Raw genomic sequence first — 21,372 nt, 5'->3', positions numbered from 1 at the left:
ATTATAAGTCATTTTGCCCTGATATATCGCTAAAATAGGACCATAGCAATTTTGCTAGCAATGATATTCTGATCTGCGAAAAAGAGCGCTGGAATAGACATCGCTCGTGACCGATATCAGGGACCGGACCGATGGCCGAAAATCTAGCTGGGCTTACCACGACACAAGCAAACGAAACGGACGGCGTTTTCACCGATTTCGCACCGCCGGTGCGACCGCAAAGCGCTATGCGTAAAGCCATAACGGCCGCCTACCGCCTTGCCGAGCCCGATTGTGTTGCAACACTGTTGGAAGCGGCAACTGTTTCCCCTGAACAGGGCGAGACAATTCGCAACACTGCCCGCAAGCTGGTCAAAGCCCTGCGCTCCAAGGCGAAAGGTACCGGCGTCGAGGGGCTGGTGCAGGAATATTCGCTTTCAAGCCAGGAAGGCGTGGCGCTGATGTGCCTTGCCGAAGCATTGCTGCGTATTCCCGATGCTGCCACACGCGACGCCCTGATCCGCGACAAGATTGCCACCGGCGACTGGCGGTCCCACCTCGGCGGAGGTCGCTCGCTGTTCGTCAACGCTGCGACCTGGGGGCTGGTCATCACCGGCAAGCTGACGTCTACCGTCAACGACAAGGGTCTTTCCTCAGCGCTGACCAAACTCATTTCCCGCGCCGGAGAGCCGGTCATCCGCCGTGGTGTCGATATGGCCATGCGGATGATGGGCGAACAATTCGTCACCGGCCAGACCATCGGCGAGGCGATCAGCCGCTCCAAAGCACTGGAAGCGAAGGGCTTTCAATATTCCTACGACATGCTGGGCGAAGCTGCGACCACGGCCAAGGACGCCGAGCGCTATTACCGTGACTACGAACAGGCGATCCACGCCATCGGCAAGGCCTCCGCCGGTCGCGGCGTTTATGGCGGCCCCGGCATTTCCATCAAGCTGTCTGCGCTGCATCCACGTTATGCCCGTACGCAGGCCCAGCGTGTGATGGATGAGCTTCTGCCGCGCGTAAAATCCCTGATGTTGCTGGCCAAGCGCTACGATATCGGCCTCAACATCGATGCCGAGGAAGCCGACCGGTTGGAGCTGTCGCTCGATCTGTTGGAATCCATCGCGCTGGACCCGGAACTGGGCAACTGGCAGGGCCTTGGCTTCGTCGTGCAGGCTTACAGCCGCCGCTGCCCTTTCGTGCTCGACTATATCATCGACCTCGCTCGCAGATCGAACCGCCGCATCATGGTGCGTCTCGTCAAGGGTGCCTATTGGGACGCGGAAATCAAACGGGCGCAACTGGATGGCTTGGAAGACTTCCCCGTCTTCACCCGCAAGGTCCATACGGATGTCTCCTACATCGCCTGCGCCGTTAAACTTCTCGCTAACAGGGACGTCATCTTCCCACAATTCGCGACCCACAACGCGCAATCTCTGGCAACGATTTATCATCTGGCCGGTCCAGAGTTCAAAATAGGTGATTATGAGTTCCAGTGCCTGCATGGCATGGGCGAACCGCTTTACAGCGAGGTCGTCGGCAAACACAATCTCGACCGCCCCTGTCGCTTTTACGCACCGGTGGGAACCCATGAAACGCTGCTGGCCTATCTCGTGCGCCGCCTCCTGGAAAACGGTGCGAACTTCTCTTTCGTCAACCGCATCGCGGACCCGAATGTTGCCGTCGACTCTCTTCTGGAGGACCCGGTCGCCGTGGTGAAATCCATGCCGATACCGGGCGCACAGCATGACAAGATTTCCAAGCCGGCCAATCTCTATGGCGCTCGGACGAATTCCTCGGGGCTGGATCTCGCCAATGAAGAGACGCTCGCCGCGCTCGGCAAGGCCCTTTCGGCAAGTGCTGAGACCGAATGGAAAGCCGCATCACCACATGCCACGGGTTCTACACGATCCGTTCTCAACCCGGGTGACCGCAATGATGTCGTTGGCTTCGTTACCGAACCGACCGAGGACGATGTCACCAAGGCACTGGAAGCCGCAGCGGCATCCACATGGCCACAGACCAGCGTGGAGGATCGCGCTACTTGCCTGGAAAAGGCTGCCGATCTGATGCAGGCGAAATTGCCAACGCTGCTTGGCCTCATCATGCGCGAGGCTGGAAAATCCGCGCCCAACGCCATTGCCGAAGTGCGTGAGGCCATCGATTTCCTTCGCTATTATGCAGCCGAAGCCCGCAGCACGTTTGGTCCGCAGCAACAGGCCCTAGGTCCCGTCGTCTGCATCAGCCCGTGGAATTTCCCGCTGGCGATCTTCATCGGCCAGGTGGCTGCGGCACTTGTTGCCGGTAACCCGGTTCTGGCAAAGCCTGCCGAGGAAACGCCGCTGATTGCCGCAGAGGGCATTCGCCTGCTGCATGAGGCTGGCGTTCCCGCAGATGCGGTACAGCTTCTGCCGGGCGATGGCCAAACCGGCGCGCAGCTGGTGGGTGCCAAGCAAACCGCAGGCGTAATGTTTACCGGCTCCACCGAGGTCGCCCGCCTCATTCAGAAACAACTGACAGCGCGGGTATCTAACGATGGCCAGCCCATTCCGCTGATCGCCGAAACCGGTGGCCAGAACGCTATGATCGTGGATTCCTCGGCACTGGCCGAACAGGTGGTGGCTGATGTCATCGCATCCGCCTTCGACAGTGCCGGTCAGCGCTGCTCGGCACTGCGCGTTCTCTGCCTTCAGGACGATGTGGCTGAGCGAACGCTGACCATGCTGAAAGGTGCCTTGCACGAATTGCGCATCGGCAGAACGGATCGGCTATCGGTGGATGTCGGCCCGGTCATTACCCTGGAAGCCAAGGACAACATCGAAAAGCATATCGAATCCATGCGTGCGCTGGGCAACCGCATAGAGCAGATCACGCCCTCCGGTGAGACGGACAAGGGTACTTTCGTGCCGCCGACGATCATCGAGCTGACGTCGCTGTCCGACCTCAAACACGAAGTCTTCGGCCCCGTCCTCCATGTCATCCGCTTCAAGCGCGAAAAACTGGATCGTCTGATCGATGACATCAACGCGACCGGTTATGGCCTGACCTTCGGCCTGCACACGCGTCTCGATACGACAATTGCGCATGTCCTTTCACGCATCAAAGCGGGCAATCTTTATGTCAACCGCAACATCATCGGCGCTGTCGTCGGCGTCCAGCCTTTTGGTGGGCGTGGTCTTTCCGGCACCGGCCCCAAGGCTGGCGGCCCGCTCTATCTTGGACGTTTGACAAAAAATGCGCCGACCGTTGAGCGCAAGGGCCAGCAGAACGACACTGCTGTCAACGACTTCGCCAACTGGCTGGAAACCAAGAGCGACAAGGCAGCGGCAGAAATGGCTCGCCTCTCGTCCCAACTCTCGGGCCTTGGTTTCGAAACGGAACTGGCAGGCCCGGTGGGCGAGCGCAACCTTTATGCTTTGCATCCACGTGGTCACGTCCTCTTGGCTCCACTTACTGCACAGGGATTGTTCCGTCAGTTGGCAGCAGCTTTAGCAACCGGAAATACGGTTGCAATCGACAAGCAGACAGGTCTGGAAACGGAACTCGGCGGACTGCCATCCAGCGTCGCAGCGCACATCGCGTGGTCGGACGACTGGGGCAAATCCGGGCCATATGCCGGTGCGCTGGTGGAAGGTGATGCGGAACGCGTGAAACAGGTAAACGCCCAGATTGCGCGGCTTGCAGGGCCGCTTGTCCTGGTTCAGGCGGCCTCCAGCGACGCATTGCAGGGAAGTGACCAGCCCTACAATCTGAACTGGCTGCTGGAAGAAGTCTCCGTCAGCGTCAACACGACGGCGGCTGGCGGCAATGCAAGCCTGATGTCGATCGGCTGATGGCAGCTTCCTGTCCGCGCTGGAATTTCCGTTTCATTCTCTTTCCCGATCATGTACGGGTTTGAGAGCTGCTTTCAACCGAGAAAGCGTGTAGGTTGATGCGAGACGGGAATGGACACACGCAGACGGCTGGTTCCTGATATCGTGACCTTGCAGGCTTTCGAATGCGCTGCAAGGCACGGAAATTTCACGCGCGCCGCCGAAGAGCTCAACCTCACACAAAGCGCCGTCAGCCGCCAGATCAGCGATCTGGAAGCGCAGACCGGCATGCTGTTATTCGAGCGCATTCGCCGCCGCGTCGTGCTGTCCGATGCGGGGCGCAAGTTCCTGCCTGATGTGCAGAAACTGCTGCATCAATCCGAACAATTGATGGTGCGAGCCGTCACCGCTGGCTCATCGAGCGCGCTGCTGTCCATCGCCACGCTTCCGACCTTCGGCAGCCGCTGGCTCACCCCGCGCCTGCACGACTTCATGGTAAAGCACCCGAACACGGTGCTGACGGTGGGCTCTCGCGCACAACCCTTCGACTTCGACGAGGAAGGCTTCGATATCGCCATCCATTACGGTCAGCCAGTCTGGGCCCACGGCACCTGCACATTTCTGTGCAATGAGGTCATCGTGCCCGTGGCAAGTCCACAGCTTTTGGCGTCCAAAGTCCTGGAAAAACACGCCGATATGCTGGAGGGACCGCTCCTGCACCTGACCACACGCCCCAAGCTATGGACGGAATGGTTCGAGATGAACAAGCTGACATCGGACAGTGCCTATCGCGGCAGCCGTTTCGACCAGTTTTCCATGCTGATCGAAGCCGCTGTCAGCGGTTTGGGTTTTGCGCTTTTGCCGCGTTATCTGATCGAAACCGAATTGAAATCGGGCTTGTTGAACGTCGTCTTCGACGTGCCGCTAACCACCGAAAACAGCTATTACATCGCGTTGCCCGAGGGACGTCAGGACAATATCCTGGCGCGTGCGTTTCAAAACTGGCTGCTGGAGCAGGTCGGCCAGACCCTCTAGCTCACAACCTGTTGCGGAAAAACGGGTTCCAGCGCACGAAGCCAAGACGGATTTTTTCGCGCATCATCGTCAGCAATCCGGCAGAGGCGATAACCACCAGACCACAAATTGCAAGCCTGTCCGGATATTCGCCAAAGAAGGATGCACCGATGGCGACGGCCCATAGGATTTGGGAGTAGTGAGATGGCGCGATCTGGCTGGCAGGCGCAATTTTCGTCGCCGTCAGTAGGGTTATCTGCCCCACAGCCGTACACATGCCGATGACGATAAAGGCACCGATCTGGTTGAGCGTCGGAACCTGAAAATCAGGTATCATCAGGATACCATTGAATGTCAGGCCGTAGGTGATCAGCACGCCCATGATCGACGTGCGCTTTTCCCGCCCCGCAAGCGACCGAAGAAGAACGATGGTGAGCCCTGCGAGAAATGCCACGCAGAGGGCTGCGAAATGCCCAAGTTCTAGCGTTTTGAAGCCGGGTCGCACCACCAGCAACACCCCGACGATGCCTGCCATGACCGCAGACCAGCGCCAAAGCCCGATATCTTCTTTCAGCACCAGCGCCGACAAAATGGTGACGAAAAGCGGCGACAGGAAAATCAGCGCATAGGCCTCGGCCAATGGCACGCTGGTAAACGCATAGATGCCAAGAATGCCCGCAAACAGGCCTGAAATCGCACGCCCATGCACGGCCCACGGCCTGCTCATGCGCCAGAAGTGGCGCCAGCGTTCTTCCTTCGGCTTTAGAAAGAAAATGAGAGATGCCGATGAGAGGATGCTGAAAAAGCCGATCTCGAAGACGCTGACCTGAGAGCCCAGCGACTTGATGGTGGCGTCTCCACAGGAAAAGCTGGCATAGGCGAGCAACCCCAGTAGAAAACCTTTTTGCATGGCAACCGATCCTGAACGGAGAACAGGCAACCGTCCGACATCGAAAAGATGCGTGCAAGACGGTGATGTGACGATAGCCCCCACCTCTGGCTACGCCTTACATCAAAGTGGCACAAGGTATGAAAACGGAAAAACCGTTCGATTTCGTTTCGTTGTCGACCTTCAGCACATTTCCGGGTCGATGGTGTAGAGCTCATGCGCCCTGGCAAAGCCACGCAGAGCATAACGCCCTATCGACACCATGAAGCCGCGCATGTTTTCCGGACACATGGCCATGAACTCGCGGGACATCACCGTGTCCCGATCAACCGAGCTGCACAGGCTGCCGATGCGGCTGACCATGTTGACCGCAGGTCCGACCACGGTAAAATCAAGCCGGTTGCGGCTGCCGATATTGCCGTAGAACACCTCCCCCACATGCAAGCCGAGATAGACATCCGTTGTCGGCAGACCCTCCTGCTGTCGCCGGTTGTTCAGCACGGTCAGGTTGGTGCGCATCGTAATTTCCGACGCAAGTGCCGCAGCGCATCCCGAACTCTGATCGGCATCGCGAAAGATGGCCAGCACCCCGTCACCGATCAGCTTCAGCACGCTGCCGCCATGGGCGTGGATCGCATCGATAACCAGACCGGCATAGTCGTTGAGAAACGGAATGATCTGGTCCGGCTGTGCCCGGTCGGAAATGCCGGTAAAATCCCGCAGATCGGAAAACCACAGGACAGCATCGATCCGTTCGACTTCGCCACGGGTTATCGTGCCACTCATGACCTTGCGGCCCGCATCGCGGCCCAAATAGACATCGCTGATCGTGCCGATGATGCGCATGCAGGATGCGGCCTTGAAGGCCAGCGCAAGCGTCGGCAAAAGCAGGCGCAGGGCGGCAAGCTCATCATCATGAAAGCCTTCCGGGTGCCGCGTCAGCCAGTGCGAATAGAAGGCATTCATTTCACCGATGCTCCCGCGATCCGTAAAACGATGGATCGCCGCCAGATAATCCGTATGTCCAGCTTGCTTCAGTTCGGAGAGCTTTGGAAATTTCGTGTCTTCACCGAGATAAAACCGATGCCGCGCCTCATCGGCATTCTCTTTGATGAGATGGAAAAACACCGAGCTTTCCCAAGCCTCGCGCGCCGTTCCATCATCGGTAAAATCATAGACACTGGACGATTCGAAAACGTCGTGGCTGTCCCAGCGGAAGGCGTGACCCTCGAAATCCGGGTGCAGCGTATCCATCAGGATCAGCGCCGAGGAAATGCTGATGCCTGCCGAATTGCAACGCTCGCAAAAACCGGAAAGCAGCGTTTCTTCAGCGACCCCTTCATAGCCTTGCTGCGAAAGCCAGAGTGAAATTTCCGAAAGGCTGGATTGCTGGATCATGGATGACGATGTTCCCTGGAATAAGCAGCAGAAGATATGTTGGATGAACGCTTCACAAGCCCTGCGGTGCCTTGGTATCAGCTTCATTTACAACAATTTCGTGAAATCTTCCGTTGAAAACAGGCTCTACGCTTGGCCCCGGCAGCGAAGGCGGATAAACACCTAGCCAAAATGCTGTTTGGCGCACGTGCGGCCGGTGAGTTTGTCGCCAGCTTTGATCCCGAAAGGTCTTTTGATGCGTATTGTAATGATTGGCTCTGGTTATGTGGGGCTTGTTTCAGGTGCCTGTTTTGCCGATTTCGGTCATGACGTTATTTGCGTCGACAAGATGCCTGAGAAGATCGAAGCCCTGAAAAACGGCCAAATCCCGATTTTCGAGCCGGGCCTGGATGCGATCGTCGCCAGCAATGCCAAGGCTGGCCGCCTGTGCTTCACCACCGACCTGAAAAGCGCCGTCGCAGATGCCGATGCCGTCTTCATCGCGGTTGGCACACCATCGCGCCGTGGCGATGGCCATGCGGATCTTGCTTACGTCTATGCCGCGGCCCGTGAGATTGCCGCAGCCGTTACCGGCTTTACCGTCATCGTCACCAAATCAACCGTGCCTGTCGGGACTGGTGATGAGGTTGAGCGCATCATCCGCGAGGAGAATCCAAGCGCAGATATCGCCGTTGTTTCCAACCCGGAATTCCTGCGTGAAGGGGCTGCCATCGACGACTTCAAGCGTCCTGACCGCATCGTCGTCGGTCTGTCCGACGAGCGCGCCCGACCTGTCATGACGGAAGTCTACCGCCCGCTTTATCTCAATCAGTCACCGTTGCTGTTCACCACACGCCGTACATCCGAACTGATCAAATACGCCGCCAACGCTTTCCTGGCCATGAAGATCACTTTCATCAACGAGATGGCAGACCTTTGCGAAAAGGTCGGTGCGGACGTTCAGGACGTGTCGCGCGGCATCGGCCTTGATGGCCGCATCGGGGCCAAGTTCCTGCATGCCGGTCCCGGCTATGGCGGCTCGTGCTTTCCGAAAGATACGCTGGCATTGGCCAAGACGGCACAGGATTTCGACAGCCCGGTCCGCCTGATCGAGACGACGATTGCGGTCAACGATACGCGCAAACGCGCCATGGGCCGCAAGGTCATTGCCGCCGTGGGTGGTGATATCAGAGGCAAGAAGATTGCCGTGCTGGGCCTGACCTTCAAGCCAAACACGGACGACATGCGCGACAGCCCGGCGATTGCCGTCGTCCAGACCTTGCAGGACGCAGGCGCAAAGGTAACGGGTTATGATCCAGAAGGCATGGTCAATGCGCGCCCGTTGATGGAGGGCATCGAATATGCGACCGGCCCATACGAGGCCGCACAGGATGCCGACGCGGTGGTGATCGTGACCGAGTGGAACCAGTTCCGCGCGCTTGATCTCGACCGGCTGAAGTCGATCATGGCGTCACCCGTGCTGGTGGATCTGCGCAATATCTATCGTCCGGACGAAGTCACGGCTCACGGCTTCACCTATGCCGGCATCGGCCGCTCATTATAAGCTAGGCGAAAACATGCGATATCTGATCACCGGCACAGCAGGTTTCATCGGCTTTCATCTGGCAAAAAGACTGCTGGATGATGGCCATTTCGTCGTCGGTTTTGACGGAATGACGCAATATTACGATATCGCGCTCAAGGAAAAACGCCATGCCATTCTAGCCCGATCCAACGGTTTCAAAGCCCAGATCGGAATGCTGGAAGATGCCGATGCGCTGAACCGCGCCGCAAACCTTGCTGAGCCCGAGGTGATCATCCATCTCGCTGCACAGGCAGGTGTGCGCTACAGCATCGACTGCCCGAAGGACTACGTGAACTCGAACCTGATCGGCTCGTGGAACATCCTGGAACTGGCAAAGACGTTGCAACCCAAGCACCTGCTGCTGGCCTCTACCTCTTCCATCTACGGCTCCAACGAAAAAGTGCCTTTCGCAGAAAGCGACAAGGCCGACGAGCCGATGACGATCTATGCCGCCACCAAGAAGTCCATGGAGCTGATGGCGCATAGCTACGCGCATCTGCACAAGGTGCCGACGACGGCCTTCCGTTTCTTCACGGTCTATGGCCCGTGGGGACGCCCTGATATGGCGCTGTTCAAATTCGTGGATGCAATCCTCAAGGGCCAGCCCATCGACATCTACGGCGAAGGCAAGATGAGCCGTGACTTCACCTATATCGATGATCTGGTCGAAGGCATCGTGCGGCTGAGCCACATCGCGCCATCGGAAGACAACCGCGTGACCGAAGAGGGCGTGACCGACACGTTGTCGAGTCACGCGCCGTTCCGCGTCGTCAATATTGGCGGCGGCCAGCCGGTGGAACTGATGCGCTTTGTGGAAACGGTGGAAGACGTTCTTGGCCAGAAGGCCATCCGCAATATGCTGCCGATGCAGCAGGGCGATGTGCCGCGCACTTTCGCCTCGCCGGATTTGCTGCGAGCACTGACCGGCTACGCGCCTGATATCACTATCGAAACGGGCGTTGCCGCCTTTGTGGAATGGTATCGCAACTGGCAATCCGGCAAGGCCTGATCTCTCAGGCTGCCGGATGTCCGATAGAATTTAGCTATTGGCCTCTTCGCCCTCACCGGCCTGCAACAGGCGGGTGAGTTCGGCGCAATTCGGATCGCTCGTATCCAGCAATTGCATGGGTGAAGTCCAGCCGAGCGTATACCCTGCCGCAGTGGCGATCGCCCAAGATGGGTCTTCACCGGCACGCTGGAGCAGCTTTGGGCCCTGCGCCGCAATACATTGCTGGGATTGCTGAATGGACTGCGCCGACGCGTTGACGCCTTGCATACGCTCCTGCACATCAGCCTGGATTGGATTGAGAACGAAAAGCGTGATGAACCACGCGGCAATATCGGAAATCATGCGCTAACCTCTGCACACTCGGCGAAGACATCGGAAAAGGTCCGACATCGTGAAAGCGCCGAGACTTTCACCAGAGGGGCCCGGACCAGCGGGTTGATCCAGATGTGGGAGGCCGTCTGCTCAATTCAAGAGAGGCGCAACCGAAAACGGATGCGCCAACTCATTACGGCCAAATCCAAGGATCAGGGCTTGCCTTCGGCAGCGGCAAACAGCGCATCGAAACGCGGTTTTGCACGGGCGGGATGATTGACCGATTTGTAGCTTTCCGGGAGCATCGCTTCGCCGACCTTAATCAGCATCACCATGCCCATACCGTAATGCGGCGAGCATTTGATGCCGTAAAAACCGGGATGATCAAACGAGACCTCGATCTCCTCGTTGATCTTGCCTTTGAAGCCGGTCGCGCCCTCCGGCACCATGCCATCGATGGTCGCGGCATTGTGGCTCTTCTGGGTAGCGATGAATTTGACCGTGTCACCCGGCTTCAATGCCAGAAAATCCGGCTCGAACACCATCGAGCCTTTTTCGCCCTGATTGAGCATCTTCACCTCGAATGTTTCTGCAAGCACCGGAGAGATGGCGAGGCAGGTGAAAAACACGGTGGCGGAAAGCATGCGAACAAAGCTCATTTTGTCGTCCTGTCTGTTGATAGGGTCTCATCGCGGGGCGGTCGATAGCGGATATGGCAGATGTCGCCATCTTCGCGCTCGACATCCACCGCCACACCGAAGACATCGCCGATCAGATCGACGGTAAACACGGTGGATGGCTTGCCGAGGGCAACGAGGTTGCCGCCTTTCATGACGGCGACACGGTCGCAGAACATGGCCGCGTGGTTGAGATCGTGAAGGGCGGCGGCAACAGTCAGTCGCTGTTTGCGCACAAGGTGCAGAAGCGCGATCTGATGGCCGATATCGAGATGGTTCGTCGGCTCGTCCAGAAGCAGGATGTCGGGCTTTTGCGCCAGCGCCCGGGCGATATGCAGGCGCTGCCGCTCCCCGCCCGACAGCGTATGCCACATGCGCTTGGCGAGATGGTCGGCGTCAACATCCCGCAGCGCCTGGTCCACGATGGCATCATCCTGCGCCGACCATGGCGATAGAGCGCCAATATGCGGCGTGCGACCAAGCTCCACAGCCTGACGCGCGTTGATCCGCTCCTGCGTTTCCGCCTGTTGTTCCACGAATGCAATATGTCGCGCGACGTCGCGCCTGTTCAGGCTCTGCATTGCCTTGCCATCGAGACTGACTTCGCCCGATCCCACTTTCCTGAGACCGCACAGAAGCGACATAAGGCTTGTCTTGCCGGAGCCATTAGGCCCGACGATACCGAGAAACTCGCCCGGCTTGATTTCAAGGCTGACATTTTTGACGATGTCGACCCCACCGGCAGACCAGCACAGATCTTTGGCGACAAGTATCATATCGCCCTCCTGCGCTGGCTGAGAATGAGCGCAAAGGCGGGTGCGCCGAACAAGGCGGTAATCACGCCAATGGGCAGAACCTGCCCGGCGATAATGGTGCGCGACAAGATGTCGGCAGCGATCATGAACATGGCACCCGTCAGCGCAGCGACGGGCAGCAAACGCCCATGGCGGATGCCGACGATCATGCGCGCCGCATGCGGAATGACGAGCCCAATAAAGCCGATCGAGCCGACGATGCTGACCATGATACCGGTCATCAGCGCGGATACTCCGGTGAGGACGATGTAGACGCGCCGAACCGGTACGCCGAGAGACCCGGCTGATTGCGCGCCGAACGTGAACGCATCCAGTGCGCGCGCATGCCAGAGACAGACTGCAAAGCCGATGATGGTGACCGGCAGAGCCAGCCATACGTCCGGCCAGCGCACCCCTGACAAATTGCCGAGCAGCCAGAACATGATGCCGCGCGCCTGCTCGGCATTGGCGGCCTTGGTGACGATGAAAGACGTGACCGCATTGAACAGCTGTGAGCCCGCGACGCCGGCCAGAATGATCGCACTGTTTCCACGACCTGCGCGCAGGGCAAGCAGACTGACCAAGGCAAATGCCACAAGCGCACCCAGAAAGGCACCCAGTGGCATGGTCAGCATGCCGGCACCGAACCCCAGAATGGCAACACTGACCGCCCCGGTGGAAGCACCCGCTGAAATGCCGAGAATGTAAGGATCAGCCAATGGATTGCGCAGAAGTGCCTGAAGGACGACGCCGGACATTGCCAATGCCGCACCACAGCAGGCGGCGACCACCGCCCGGCTGAGGCGGTAGTTCCAGATGATGCCTTCATCGATGGCATCCAGCGGATAACCCGCATGGAACACACGGTTCGCAACCGTCTTGGCGACGACATCCATGGGGATGGATGTCTCGCCAATGGCAGCACCGAGCCAGAGCGCAAGCGCGAGGCACCCGACCGCCAGCAAGGCGACACGGGCAAGGGTGAAACATGCACCCATGACTTACTTGGATAGTCCAAGCTGGACGACGGCGTCGGCCAGAACTTCAATGCCTTCGATGGTGCGGATTGTCGGGTTCATCGCCTGCGCATCCATGGCGACGACGTGGCCCAGTTTAACCGCAGGCATGAGGCTCGTAACGGGGTCTTCCTTGAGGAACTTCTCCTTGACGACGACGTCATCTGCCGGAAAGCGCCGACGATCCATCTTACCGGCCACAATCAAAGTCGGTTCGGACTTGGCGATGGTTTCCCAACCGACCGTTGGCCATTCCTCTTCGCTGTCGATCACGTTCTTGATGCCGAGCGCAGACATGATGTAGCCGGGTGCACCATTGGTGCCGGCAACATAGGGATCGATGTCCAGCTCTGCGCTGGAGAACCAAAAGACGGCGGACAGCTTTCCATCCGCAGACGCGATCTTCTTGCGCGCCACGTCTTCACGGGCTTTGAGATCGGCAACCAGCTTTTCGCCCCTGTCCTGAACGTTGAAGATTTGCGCGAGTTCAGTGATCTCCTGATAGATCAGATCCATGGTGAAGACGGAATGACGCACGCCATCACCACCGCCCGAATTGTCCTTGCCGGTGCAATCGGCGGGCGAGGTGTAAACGGGAATGTTCAGCTCTTCGAACTGCTCCGGCTTGGCAACGATGCCTTCGGGGCCGACATGCCACTGAAACTGCGCCGTAACGAGATCAGGCCTAGTGGCCAGAACACTTTCGAAACTGGGGTCGTTATCGGCAAGGCGCTTGACCTTGGCATTGGCGTCTTCATATCCCTTCATGACAGGGCCAATCCATACGGCGGTACCAACAACCTTGTCAGCGAGACCCAGCAGATACAAAATTTCCGTAGTGCTCTGGCCGAGCGATGCGGTGCGCTGCGGCGCATGCGGATAGGTTACGTCCCGACCGCAATTCTTGATCGTCAGAGGATAGGTTGTTTCAGCGGCTTGTGCCGAAAGCATGGATGCGCACGTTGTCGCGACAACAAAAGCCGCAGCACACATTGTCTTTTTGAAATGGAATGTCATTTTTTCGATAGTCCCCGATCGTCATGGGCGGCACAAGGCAGCCTTGTATGAACATGTTTAGACCTTCAGTCCGCAACACGCAGCACTAGGACGATCTGAAACCGGGACATGGCAGATGGAATAAGGCGCTGAGGTGCGCAAGATGCAATCACGACGTCTCCTGCTCCGGGCATCCCCGCCCGTGAATTGGAATGAACTTATGACGGCAGGTCTCCTGGCTCACGGATTTGCGTCTTCACCCACCTTCCCGCGATATTGCTTCGCAGTGGCATGACGCTTGTGAAAGCGCCAAAGGGTTGGACAATCCGTTTACAGTTGCGGGGGCAGCTGCGGCATTAAACCCGAAGGCTCGCACCGCATTCCCTATTATTTCTTGCGATCACTCGCTCGAAACCGTCACAACCAGATAGACGTATTGGAAACGAGTCGTCAAGCATTGCTTTTGTAATGTTATTACATTTTATCGCAAGTCCCAAATTCATGTTGCGGGCAGGCACAACGAAAAATGGCCGGAAAGATTTTCCCGGCCATTCCGACATCGACTTTTCGATAGATTTTTAAGGCAGCGTATAGGCGATGACGTAATCACCGGGCTTGGTGCCGACCGAACCATGTCCGCCTGCAACCATCACCACATATTGTTTGCCATTGTCCATGGCATAGGTCATCGGCGTTGCCTGACCCCCAGCAGGAAGCCGCGCTTCCCAAAGCTGTTTTCCGGATGTCAGGTCGTAGGCGCGCAGGTAGTTATCGACCGCAGCCCCCAGAAACGCGACGCCACCCTTGGTGATCATCGGTCCGCCGATACCGGGAACACCCACTTTGAACGGCAGTGGCAGCGGCGTCATGTCATAGACGGTGCCGTTCTTGTGCTTGTAGGCCACATCACCGGTGCGCAGATCAGCGCCTGCGACATAGCCCCATGGCGGAGCCTGACACGGAACACCCAATGGCCCAAGGAATGGCCCCATAAAGACACCATAAGGCGCGCCATCGTTCCGGTTCAGGCCTTGCTCGCTGCCCTTTTCATCCTGACCGCGTGGCGGAATCTGAGAGCGCGGAACGAGTTGCGACGTGAAGGCCAGATAGGTCGGCATGCCGAACATCACCTGACGCTCTGGATCAACCGCAACGCTGCCCCAGTTGAATGTGCCGAAGTTGCCGGGATAAATCAGAGACCCATTCAGCGACGGCGGCGTATAGCGACCCTCATAATTCAGCTGGTGGAACTTGATGCGGCAGGCCAGCTGGTCGAACATGGAAACGCCCCACATGTTCTTTTCAACCAGCGGATCAGGCTTGAACGACAAAGCGGATGTCGGCTGCGTCGGCGCGCTGAAATCTTCCGGAATCGTACCGCCGGGAGCCTTTTCTTCCGTCACAGCCAGAATAGGCTCGCCACTGCGGCGGTCCAGAACATAGATGTCGCCCTGTTTGGTTGGGCCAACTAGGGCCGGAACCGTCTGTCCGTCCTTCTTGGTAATGTCGAGCAACACAGGCTGCGCCGGAACATCCATGTCCCAGAGGTCGTGATGCACGAACTGGCGAACCCACTTGTCCTGCCCGGTGTTTACATCCAGCGCGACGATGGACGATGAATATTTCTCGACATTCTCGCTTCGACCCATACCGAGTTGGTCCGGAACCTGATTTCCCAAGGGGATGTAAACAAGCCCAAGCGCTTCATCGACGCTGAATACCGACCAGCTGTTGGGAGAGTTGGTCGTATAGGTCTGACCCGGTTGAAGCGGTCGGGTCTGGGTAGGGTTTCCCGAATCCCAGTTCCAGATCAAAGCACCAGTCGCAACGTCAAACGCACGGATGACGCCGGACTGCTCCTGCGTCGAGTAGTTGTCGTTGACGGCACCGCCGATGATGATCTTGTTGCCCGCAATAGCAGGTGGGGATGTCGAGTAGTAGTAACCAGCCGGATTATGCTCCATGCCGGTCGTCAGACGAAGAGTACCCTTGTCGGCAAAAGTCGTGCAGACCTGGCCCGTCGCCGCATCGAGTGCGATGAGACGGGCATCTGACGTCGGCAGATAAACTCGAGCGGCACAAAAGGCACCGCTTTCAGCTGCCGGATCGGCATAATATGTCACGCCGCGGCAGGTCTGGTGCTGGCGGTCGGGGTTCATTCCGGCGTTAGGATCGTATTTCCACTTTTCCTTGCCGGTCGCAGCGTCCACCGCGATGGCCCAATTGTGCGGTGTGCAGAGATAAAGCGAATTGCCGACTTTTAAGGGCGTCACCTGATAGGTCGTCTCGCCCACGTCATCGGGCAACTTGACGTCGCCCGTTTGATAGCGCCACGCTTCTTTCAATCCGCTGACATTTGTCGCGTTGATCTGCGTCAGCGGCGAATAACGTTGACCGTAGGATGTCCGGCCATATTGGTGCCAGTCACCATCAGGAACGTCGTTTCCATAGGATGGAGCCGCCGTAACGATCTCGCTGGGAAGATTGCCTTCCAGATCATGCGGGTCCTGGGTCATGGCAAACGCTGCGGCACCGACCGAAACCAGCACAGCCGTCAGTAACGGAACCGCATTCGCACCGTAAGAGGTGCCTGTCGGACTGGTAAAGCCGAGCGGCTTTCTGATCCATGGCATCAAAAGCCACATGCCAATCAGGATGATGAAACCGCCACGAGGGCCGAGTTGCCACCAGTCGAAGCCGACTTCCCATAGGGCCCACAACAATGTCGCGACCACGAAAGCGGCATAGAAGTGCAGTGCCGCTTTGTTTCTCTTAAACAGAAGAACGGCAGTGACCACGAATGCGATACCTGCCAATGCATAATAAAAGCTTCCGCCCAGCATCACGAGCTGAGATCCAAAGCCAAAAATTGCTAGTCCAATAAGCGTCAGGATGACTGCAGTTGATGTCACTGCCATAAAAAGCCCCCGGTGGTCTCCCAGCCGGTGAAACGGGATCAGATCACAATGGTTCCCAAAAAAATCACGTTTTCGCCATTTTTTGAAAATCGTTGAATGCGTCCGTCATGTCGGCCCTGCTTTTCGAAGACGCCAGCATCGCGGCCAGCAGAATTCTCGCCTGCCCTGCCCGCAACGTCCGGGAGTGGATAGCCCCCTGTGCCCCCATATCGTGACCGCCGCCGCCACCGCCATAACCGGCAACGAGTTCACCAACTGACACCCGGCTGGACACGACCACTGGCACGTTGTTTTCGGTACAGCGGCGGACCGCATCGACGATAGATGCGTTGGCATTGCCTGAACCCAGCGCAGACAGGACGATTCCCCTGGCACCCGCCTTCAGGCTGGCATCGATATGAACGGCATCGCAGCCCGGATAAATGGCAACGATATCCACTCGCATGTTTTTAACGTCTGCGGTGAAACCCGGACTTTCGGCACAGGTCGCCTGGCCGGAGAGATCGAACGCATCGGGCTCGTCGGCGGAGCGTTTGTAGAGGCCCCATGCAGGCAGCAACCTGCCGCAGAAACAGAGCAGAACGCCTTTGTCTGAATTGGACGGATCGGTCGACGCGGCGATCGCCGCAGAAAGATTGCCCGGACCATCAGCCTGTGGATGGTCCGCGGTAAACTGTGCTCCGGTAAAAATGACCGGTTTGGTCAGGCGATGCTGGAGATGCACCAGAAGCACGCTTTCCTCCATGGCATCCGTGCCATGAAGAACGACAATGCCTGACACCGCCGGGTCGGCGAGCTCCCTGCCCACCGCGTCGCTGATATTCTGCATGTCGGAAATGGTGAGACTGGACGAATCCTTCGCCATAAGCTCGACCGGCTTGACCAGAACATGGGCACCGGACAGGCCGGAAATCAGATCTTCTCCCGAAAGCGCGGGCTTGGCCGTACCGGTTTCATCACGCGTGCTGGCAATGGTGCCGCCGGTGGCAATGACAGCCACCAGCAATTTCGATTCCGTCATTCTCAATTTTTACTCCGCGCACCTGCGCTACTCGATGCATCTGCTTTCGCCAGTTCGTGAATGCGATTGCGCAACAGATACCACCCCGCCACGAGAGCTGGAACGATGATGATGAGCGAACCTACAGTCCAAGTCCCAGCCGGATAATCCATCGCCATCAGTACCAACACACCGCAGAGGAAGACAAGCGTCAGGACGCCGGTATAAGGCGTGCCAAACATTCTGAAATCAGGACGGTTCATTTTCCCCTGCTGGGACAGATGCCACAGCTTGAGTTGGCATAACACGATGGCACCCCACGCGCAAATGATGCCCAATGCTGCGACATTGAGCGCAATTTCAAACGCGGCAGCAGGCACAATGGCATTGAGAATAACGCCAATGACGGTGACGACGGCGGTCACGGCAATGCCGCCATAGGGCACGCCCGCCTTGTTCATCTTTGCCAAAGCTGCCGGTGCGGAGCCGGAAACCGCCATGGAATGCAGGATGCGTCCGGTGGAATAAAGTCCCGCATTGAGGGATGACAGAACAGCCGTGAGCACGACAAGGTTCATGATGATATCGGCACCTTCAATGCCGATGGAGCCGAAGAAAGTCACGAACGGGCTCTCGCCAGCCTTGTAAGCCGTATAGGGCAAAAGCAGCGACAGAAGCAGCACGGAGCCGACATAAAACACCAACAGGCGGAAGACCACGGTGCGGATGGCGCCCGGAATGACCTTGCGCGGATCTTCCGTCTCACCCGCCGTCGTGCCGATCAACTCGATGGATGCATAGGCGAACAGCACCCCTTGGACGATGATGAAGGCTGGCAAAATACCATTGGGGAAAAAGCCGCCGTTGTCGGTAATCAGGCTGAAGCCGGTGACATGACCTTCGATAGGCGTGCCGAAAATAACGAAATAGATACCGACCACGAGAAAGGTCGCGAGAGCGATGACCTTGATGAGGCTGAACCAGAATTCCAGCTCACCGAAAACCTTGACGGACAGCATGTTCATGGCAAGCACGATGATCAGCGCCCCAAGGGCAAAGACCCATTGGTCGATGCCCTGCATCCAAGGGACATATTGCTTGAAGAAATTCATATAGATCGCCACGGCCGTTACATCGGCGACAGACGTCATGGCCCAGTTCAGCCAGTACATCCAGCCGACCGCAAAGGCCATTTTCTCGCCGTAGAACTCACGGGCGTACGATACGAAGGAGCCCGATGTCGGGCGGTGCATGATGAGTTCGCCAAGGGCGCGCAGCACCAGAAATGCGAAGAAGCCGCAAAGCGCATAGACGAAAATCAGCGCCGGTCCGGCAACGGCGAGACGACCACCTGCGCCGAGAAACAGCCCGGTCCCGATGGCACCCCCAATGGCGATCATCTGAATCTGGCGCGGTTTCAGCGCCTTGTGATAGCCCAGTTCTTCCCGGGCTTCCAATTGAGGTTCATGGTTGGCTTGGTTCAACTTGTCCACTGACATCGCCCCTCCCTGAGAGCTTTCGTCGCCAGCAAATCCCGCTCCACCCGGATGGCCCATCCGGCATGGTGGGATCAGCGACTTCAATGTTGCTTAGATCACTACAAAATATGCTAAAACAGCTGCTTCTGTAATGCTGTAAGACAGATTATTTCCAGATACTGGCCCTTCTCACGGGCGTCAACCCTCCATCCACCCCCGTTGACGCTGCCCTGTACTAGGCGTACAAAATCAAAATCTGTCAAGCAGCTTTACAGATATATTGATTTTCCATGTGGAGGAAACCGTGGTGACCATGCGTAAGGAATACGATCTGCTGGGTGAAAAAGACATTCCGAACGAAGCTTATTGGGGTGTGCATACGGCGCGGGCTGCCGAAAATTTCCAGATCACCGGCCTCTCCATCGGCCGCTATACCTATCTCATCCGTGGACTGGCCTTCGTGAAGGAGGCAGCCGCAAGGGCAAACCATGAGTTAGGCTTGCTGGACAGCGAAAAACTCGACGCTATCTCACAGGCTTGCGGCGAAATCCGTGGTGGGGCGCTGCACGACCAGTTCATCATCGACGTTATCCAAGGTGGTGCCGGAACCTCCACCAACATGAATGCCAATGAGGTCATCGCCAATCGTGCACTGGAAATTCTCGGCCACGCCAAGGGCGACTACGCGCATCTGCACCCCAACGACCACGTCAATCTCAGCCAGTCGACCAACGACGCCTACCCGACCGCCATCAATGTCGCCCTGATCGAAGCCATCGATGATCTTGCCGCCTCCATGCTGATCTTGCAGGATGCTTTCGAGCGCAAGGCCAAGGAATTCGATGACATCCTCAAGGTGGGTCGCACACAGTTGCAGGACGCCGTGCCGATGACGCTGGGTCAGGAATTTCGCACCTTTGCCGTCATGCTTGGTGAAGATCGCCTCCGCCTGATCGAATCCGCAGCCTTGCTGCATGAAATCAATCTGGGTGCGACGGCCATCGGCACGCGGCTGAACGCACCTGCCGGTTATGCCGAGGTCGCCTGCAAACATCTGGTGGAACTCACGGGCCGTCCGCTGGTGACCGCCGCAGATTTGATCGAGGCCACGCAGGACCCCGGCGCATTCGTGCACCTTTCCGGCGTTTTGAAACGTGTTGCCGTCAAGTTGTCGAAGACCTGCAACGACCTGCGCCTGCTGTCCTCCGGCCCCCGCGCAGGCATTGGCGAAATCAACCTGCCACCGGTCCAGGCCGGTTCCAGCATCATGCCGGGCAAGGTCAATCCGGTCATTCCCGAAGTGGTCAATCAGGTCGCCTTTGCCGTTATTGGCAACGACATCACGATCACCATGGCCGCCGAAGGCGGACAGCTTCAACTCAACGCATTCGAGCCTATCATCATGCGCTCGCTATCCGACAGCATTTCACAGCTGAGCGCCGCCTGCCGCACACTTGCAGAGCGTTGTGTCGACGGCATTACCGCCAATGTCGAGATCATGGCACGCAGACTGGAGGAATCGCTGGGGCTTGCGACGGCACTCAACCCGCTGATCGGTTATTATGCCGCAACGCAGGTGGCGCAGGAAGCACTGGCCTCCGGGCGCACGGTTGCGCAGGTGGTTCTGGAAAAAGGTTACATGACCGCTGAACAGCTGGAGCAGGCACTCAGGCCGGAATTGCTGGCCAATCTGCCATTGCTGAGCCTTCAACCAAAGGGCGAGGACGTGCTTTAACGCAACGCTTTTTCATCGCCCAGAATGGCGGTGACGATCTGTTTGACCTGCCCGAGATGCGCTTCCATGGCGCTTCGGGCGGTCTCATCCGACCCGGCAGCGATGGCTTCTGCAATCAGGCGACGCTCCACATTCGAAGCGATGCGGCGCGGAGCCATGATGTTGAGCAGTTCAGATTGCTGGCTCAGCGAATCGCGGGCATCTGCAACGACTTTGGCGAACACGGAGTTACCGGACGCTTCAGCGATGGTGCTGTGAAACTCCGAGTCCAGCTTGACCCATTTGTGCGGATCTTCCTGCACGTCCATCGCGTCGCACAGTTTTAGGATACGAGAAAGCTGCTCACCGGTGCGACGCACCGCCGCCCAACCTGCTGCAGGAACTTCGATGAAGGGTCTGGCCTCGATCAGGTCACGTGCCGAATAGCCACCATAGCTCAATTCCGGGCTGGGTCTGTCGGTCAGAACGAACGTGCCGCTGCCTGTCCGGGTCTGCGTCATGCCCAGCGTTTGCAAGGACCGTAGAGCCTCGCGAACGATGGGGCGACTGACGCCATACCGGACGGCGAGATGCGTTTCGGCAGGCAAACGCGTGCCCACGGTCAAACGCCCGGAGACGATTGCCAGACGCAAATCCTCAAATACCGATTCCGCCGCGCTTTTACGGCTGATCGGGCTTGTTTCTGATAACCAGTCCACCCCTGCACTCATGCGGCTAACTTTTTATAAACATAAGATACTTGTCAAGCCGCCACCGATGAAGAGAAATGTTTTGGTAC

15 protein-coding genes, 1 pseudogene and 1 riboswitch are annotated in these 21,372 nt (G+C 57.7%); of the genes and pseudogenes, 5 read left to right on the top strand and 11 right to left on the bottom strand.

The genetic code is table 11. From position 1 onward, the window contains the following. Positions 1-131: 131 nt before the first annotated feature. Positions 132-3,815 carry a trifunctional transcriptional regulator/proline dehydrogenase/L-glutamate gamma-semialdehyde dehydrogenase gene (gene putA, locus CPJ18_RS03000; RefSeq protein WP_103657009.1) on the top strand — a complete coding sequence of 1,228 codons (3,684 nt, stop codon included), beginning with the start codon at positions 132-134 and terminating at the stop codon, positions 3,813-3,815. A 111-nt stretch (positions 3,816-3,926) separates the two neighbouring features. Further along, positions 3,927-4,829, top strand: a complete 903-nt coding sequence (locus CPJ18_RS02995; protein WP_103657008.1) for a LysR family transcriptional regulator — start codon at positions 3,927-3,929, stop codon at positions 4,827-4,829. Between the two features lies 1 nt (position 4,830). On the opposite strand, the gene CPJ18_RS02990 is transcribed toward CPJ18_RS02995, so the two are convergent. Next, entirely contained in the window at positions 4,831-5,718 is an 888-nt protein-coding gene (locus CPJ18_RS02990; RefSeq protein ID WP_103657007.1) for a DMT family transporter, read from the bottom strand. A 162-nt stretch (positions 5,719-5,880) separates the two neighbouring features. Then, entirely contained in the window at positions 5,881-7,095 is a 1,215-nt protein-coding gene (locus CPJ18_RS02985) for an adenylate/guanylate cyclase domain-containing protein (protein WP_153366708.1), read from the bottom strand. A gap of 235 nt (positions 7,096-7,330) precedes the next feature. Here CPJ18_RS02985 and CPJ18_RS02980 point away from each other — a divergent pair, with 235 nt between their 5' ends. Both CPJ18_RS02980 and CPJ18_RS02975 read left to right on the top strand, forming a co-directional pair. Then, entirely contained in the window at positions 7,331-8,638 is a 1,308-nt protein-coding gene (locus CPJ18_RS02980; protein ID WP_077120564.1) for a UDP-glucose dehydrogenase family protein, read from the top strand. Positions 8,639-8,651: 13 nt separating this feature from the next. Continuing rightward, positions 8,652-9,668: an NAD-dependent epimerase gene (locus CPJ18_RS02975; RefSeq protein WP_103657330.1), complete on the top strand. Its 1,017-nt coding sequence runs from the start codon at positions 8,652-8,654 to the stop codon at positions 9,666-9,668. A 30-nt stretch (positions 9,669-9,698) separates the two neighbouring features. Here the strand turns inward: CPJ18_RS02975 and CPJ18_RS02970 are convergent, their stop codons facing one another. From CPJ18_RS02970 to CPJ18_RS02935, 8 genes and pseudogenes are all read right to left on the bottom strand, one after another. Further along, complete coding sequence (locus tag CPJ18_RS02970; RefSeq protein WP_103657006.1) at positions 9,699-10,010, bottom strand: hypothetical protein; 312 nt, start codon at positions 10,008-10,010, stop codon at positions 9,699-9,701. A 182-nt stretch (positions 10,011-10,192) separates the two neighbouring features. Continuing rightward, positions 10,193-10,624 carry a pseudoazurin gene (locus CPJ18_RS02965; RefSeq protein WP_103657329.1) on the bottom strand — a complete coding sequence of 144 codons (432 nt, stop codon included), beginning with the start codon at positions 10,622-10,624 and terminating at the stop codon, positions 10,193-10,195. An 11-nt stretch (positions 10,625-10,635) separates the two neighbouring features. After that, positions 10,636-11,433 carry an ABC transporter ATP-binding protein gene (locus CPJ18_RS02960; RefSeq protein WP_103657005.1) on the bottom strand — a complete coding sequence of 266 codons (798 nt, stop codon included), beginning with the start codon at positions 11,431-11,433 and terminating at the stop codon, positions 10,636-10,638. Beyond that, positions 11,430-12,449 carry a FecCD family ABC transporter permease gene (locus CPJ18_RS02955; protein WP_103657004.1) on the bottom strand — a complete coding sequence of 340 codons (1,020 nt, stop codon included), beginning with the start codon at positions 12,447-12,449 and terminating at the stop codon, positions 11,430-11,432. Before CPJ18_RS02955 ends, CPJ18_RS02960 begins: the two co-directional genes overlap by 4 nt. Before the next feature lie 3 nt (positions 12,450-12,452). Next, positions 12,453-13,412: pseudogene (locus CPJ18_RS02950) on the bottom strand (ABC transporter substrate-binding protein); the annotation flags it as partial. 259 nt (positions 13,413-13,671) lie between these two features. Next, positions 13,672-13,897, bottom strand: a riboswitch (cobalamin riboswitch). Between the two features lie 144 nt (positions 13,898-14,041). After that, the gene (locus tag CPJ18_RS02945; RefSeq protein ID WP_103657002.1) at positions 14,042-16,381 is read right to left on the bottom strand and encodes a glucose/quinate/shikimate family membrane-bound PQQ-dependent dehydrogenase; all 2,340 of its coding nucleotides are present in this window, start codon (positions 16,379-16,381) and stop codon (positions 14,042-14,044) included. A gap of 64 nt (positions 16,382-16,445) precedes the next feature. Then, entirely contained in the window at positions 16,446-17,402 is a 957-nt protein-coding gene (locus CPJ18_RS02940; RefSeq protein WP_103657001.1) for an asparaginase, read from the bottom strand. A 2-nt stretch (positions 17,403-17,404) separates the two neighbouring features. Continuing rightward, complete coding sequence (locus CPJ18_RS02935; RefSeq protein ID WP_103657000.1) at positions 17,405-18,880, bottom strand: amino acid permease; 1,476 nt, start codon at positions 18,878-18,880, stop codon at positions 17,405-17,407. A 292-nt stretch (positions 18,881-19,172) separates the two neighbouring features. Here CPJ18_RS02935 and CPJ18_RS02930 point away from each other — a divergent pair, with 292 nt between their 5' ends. Continuing rightward, positions 19,173-20,594, top strand: a complete 1,422-nt coding sequence (locus tag CPJ18_RS02930; protein ID WP_153366735.1) for an aspartate ammonia-lyase — start codon at positions 19,173-19,175, stop codon at positions 20,592-20,594. On the opposite strand, the gene CPJ18_RS02925 is transcribed toward CPJ18_RS02930, so the two are convergent. Continuing rightward, a complete protein-coding gene (locus tag CPJ18_RS02925; RefSeq protein ID WP_103656999.1) occupies positions 20,591-21,304 on the bottom strand; it encodes a FadR/GntR family transcriptional regulator in 714 nt (237 codons plus the stop codon). The genes CPJ18_RS02930 and CPJ18_RS02925 overlap by 4 nt on opposite strands. Between the last annotated feature and the right edge of the window lie 68 nt (positions 21,305-21,372).

It is taken from the genome of Agrobacterium rosae (genome assembly GCF_002915175.1).
Lineage (GTDB): Bacteria > Pseudomonadota > Alphaproteobacteria > Rhizobiales > Rhizobiaceae > Agrobacterium > Agrobacterium rosae.
This window is presented reverse-complemented; position numbering and strand designations above follow the sequence as displayed.

Coding starts and splice junctions, on each gene's coding strand:
- putA (WP_103657009.1), top strand. CDS start 132: ATGGCCGAAAATCTAGCTGGGCTTACCACGACACAAGCAAACGAAACG.
- CPJ18_RS02995 (WP_103657008.1), top strand. CDS start 3,927: ATGGACACACGCAGACGGCTGGTTCCTGATATCGTGACCTTGCAGGCT.
- CPJ18_RS02990 (WP_103657007.1), bottom strand. CDS start 5,718: ATGCAAAAAGGTTTTCTACTGGGGTTGCTCGCCTATGCCAGCTTTTCC.
- CPJ18_RS02985 (WP_153366708.1), bottom strand. CDS start 7,095: ATGATCCAGCAATCCAGCCTTTCGGAAATTTCACTCTGGCTTTCGCAG.
- CPJ18_RS02980 (WP_077120564.1), top strand. CDS start 7,331: ATGCGTATTGTAATGATTGGCTCTGGTTATGTGGGGCTTGTTTCAGGT.
- CPJ18_RS02975 (WP_103657330.1), top strand. CDS start 8,652: ATGCGATATCTGATCACCGGCACAGCAGGTTTCATCGGCTTTCATCTG.
- CPJ18_RS02970 (WP_103657006.1), bottom strand. CDS start 10,010: ATGATTTCCGATATTGCCGCGTGGTTCATCACGCTTTTCGTTCTCAAT.
- CPJ18_RS02965 (WP_103657329.1), bottom strand. CDS start 10,624: ATGCTTTCCGCCACCGTGTTTTTCACCTGCCTCGCCATCTCTCCGGTG.
- CPJ18_RS02960 (WP_103657005.1), bottom strand. CDS start 11,433: ATGATACTTGTCGCCAAAGATCTGTGCTGGTCTGCCGGTGGGGTCGAC.
- CPJ18_RS02955 (WP_103657004.1), bottom strand. CDS start 12,449: ATGGGTGCATGTTTCACCCTTGCCCGTGTCGCCTTGCTGGCGGTCGGG.
- CPJ18_RS02945 (WP_103657002.1), bottom strand. CDS start 16,381: ATGGCAGTGACATCAACTGCAGTCATCCTGACGCTTATTGGACTAGCA.
- CPJ18_RS02940 (WP_103657001.1), bottom strand. CDS start 17,402: ATGACGGAATCGAAATTGCTGGTGGCTGTCATTGCCACCGGCGGCACC.
- CPJ18_RS02935 (WP_103657000.1), bottom strand. CDS start 18,880: ATGTCAGTGGACAAGTTGAACCAAGCCAACCATGAACCTCAATTGGAA.
- CPJ18_RS02930 (WP_153366735.1), top strand. CDS start 19,173: ATGCGTAAGGAATACGATCTGCTGGGTGAAAAAGACATTCCGAACGAA.
- CPJ18_RS02925 (WP_103656999.1), bottom strand. CDS start 21,304: ATGAGTGCAGGGGTGGACTGGTTATCAGAAACAAGCCCGATCAGCCGT.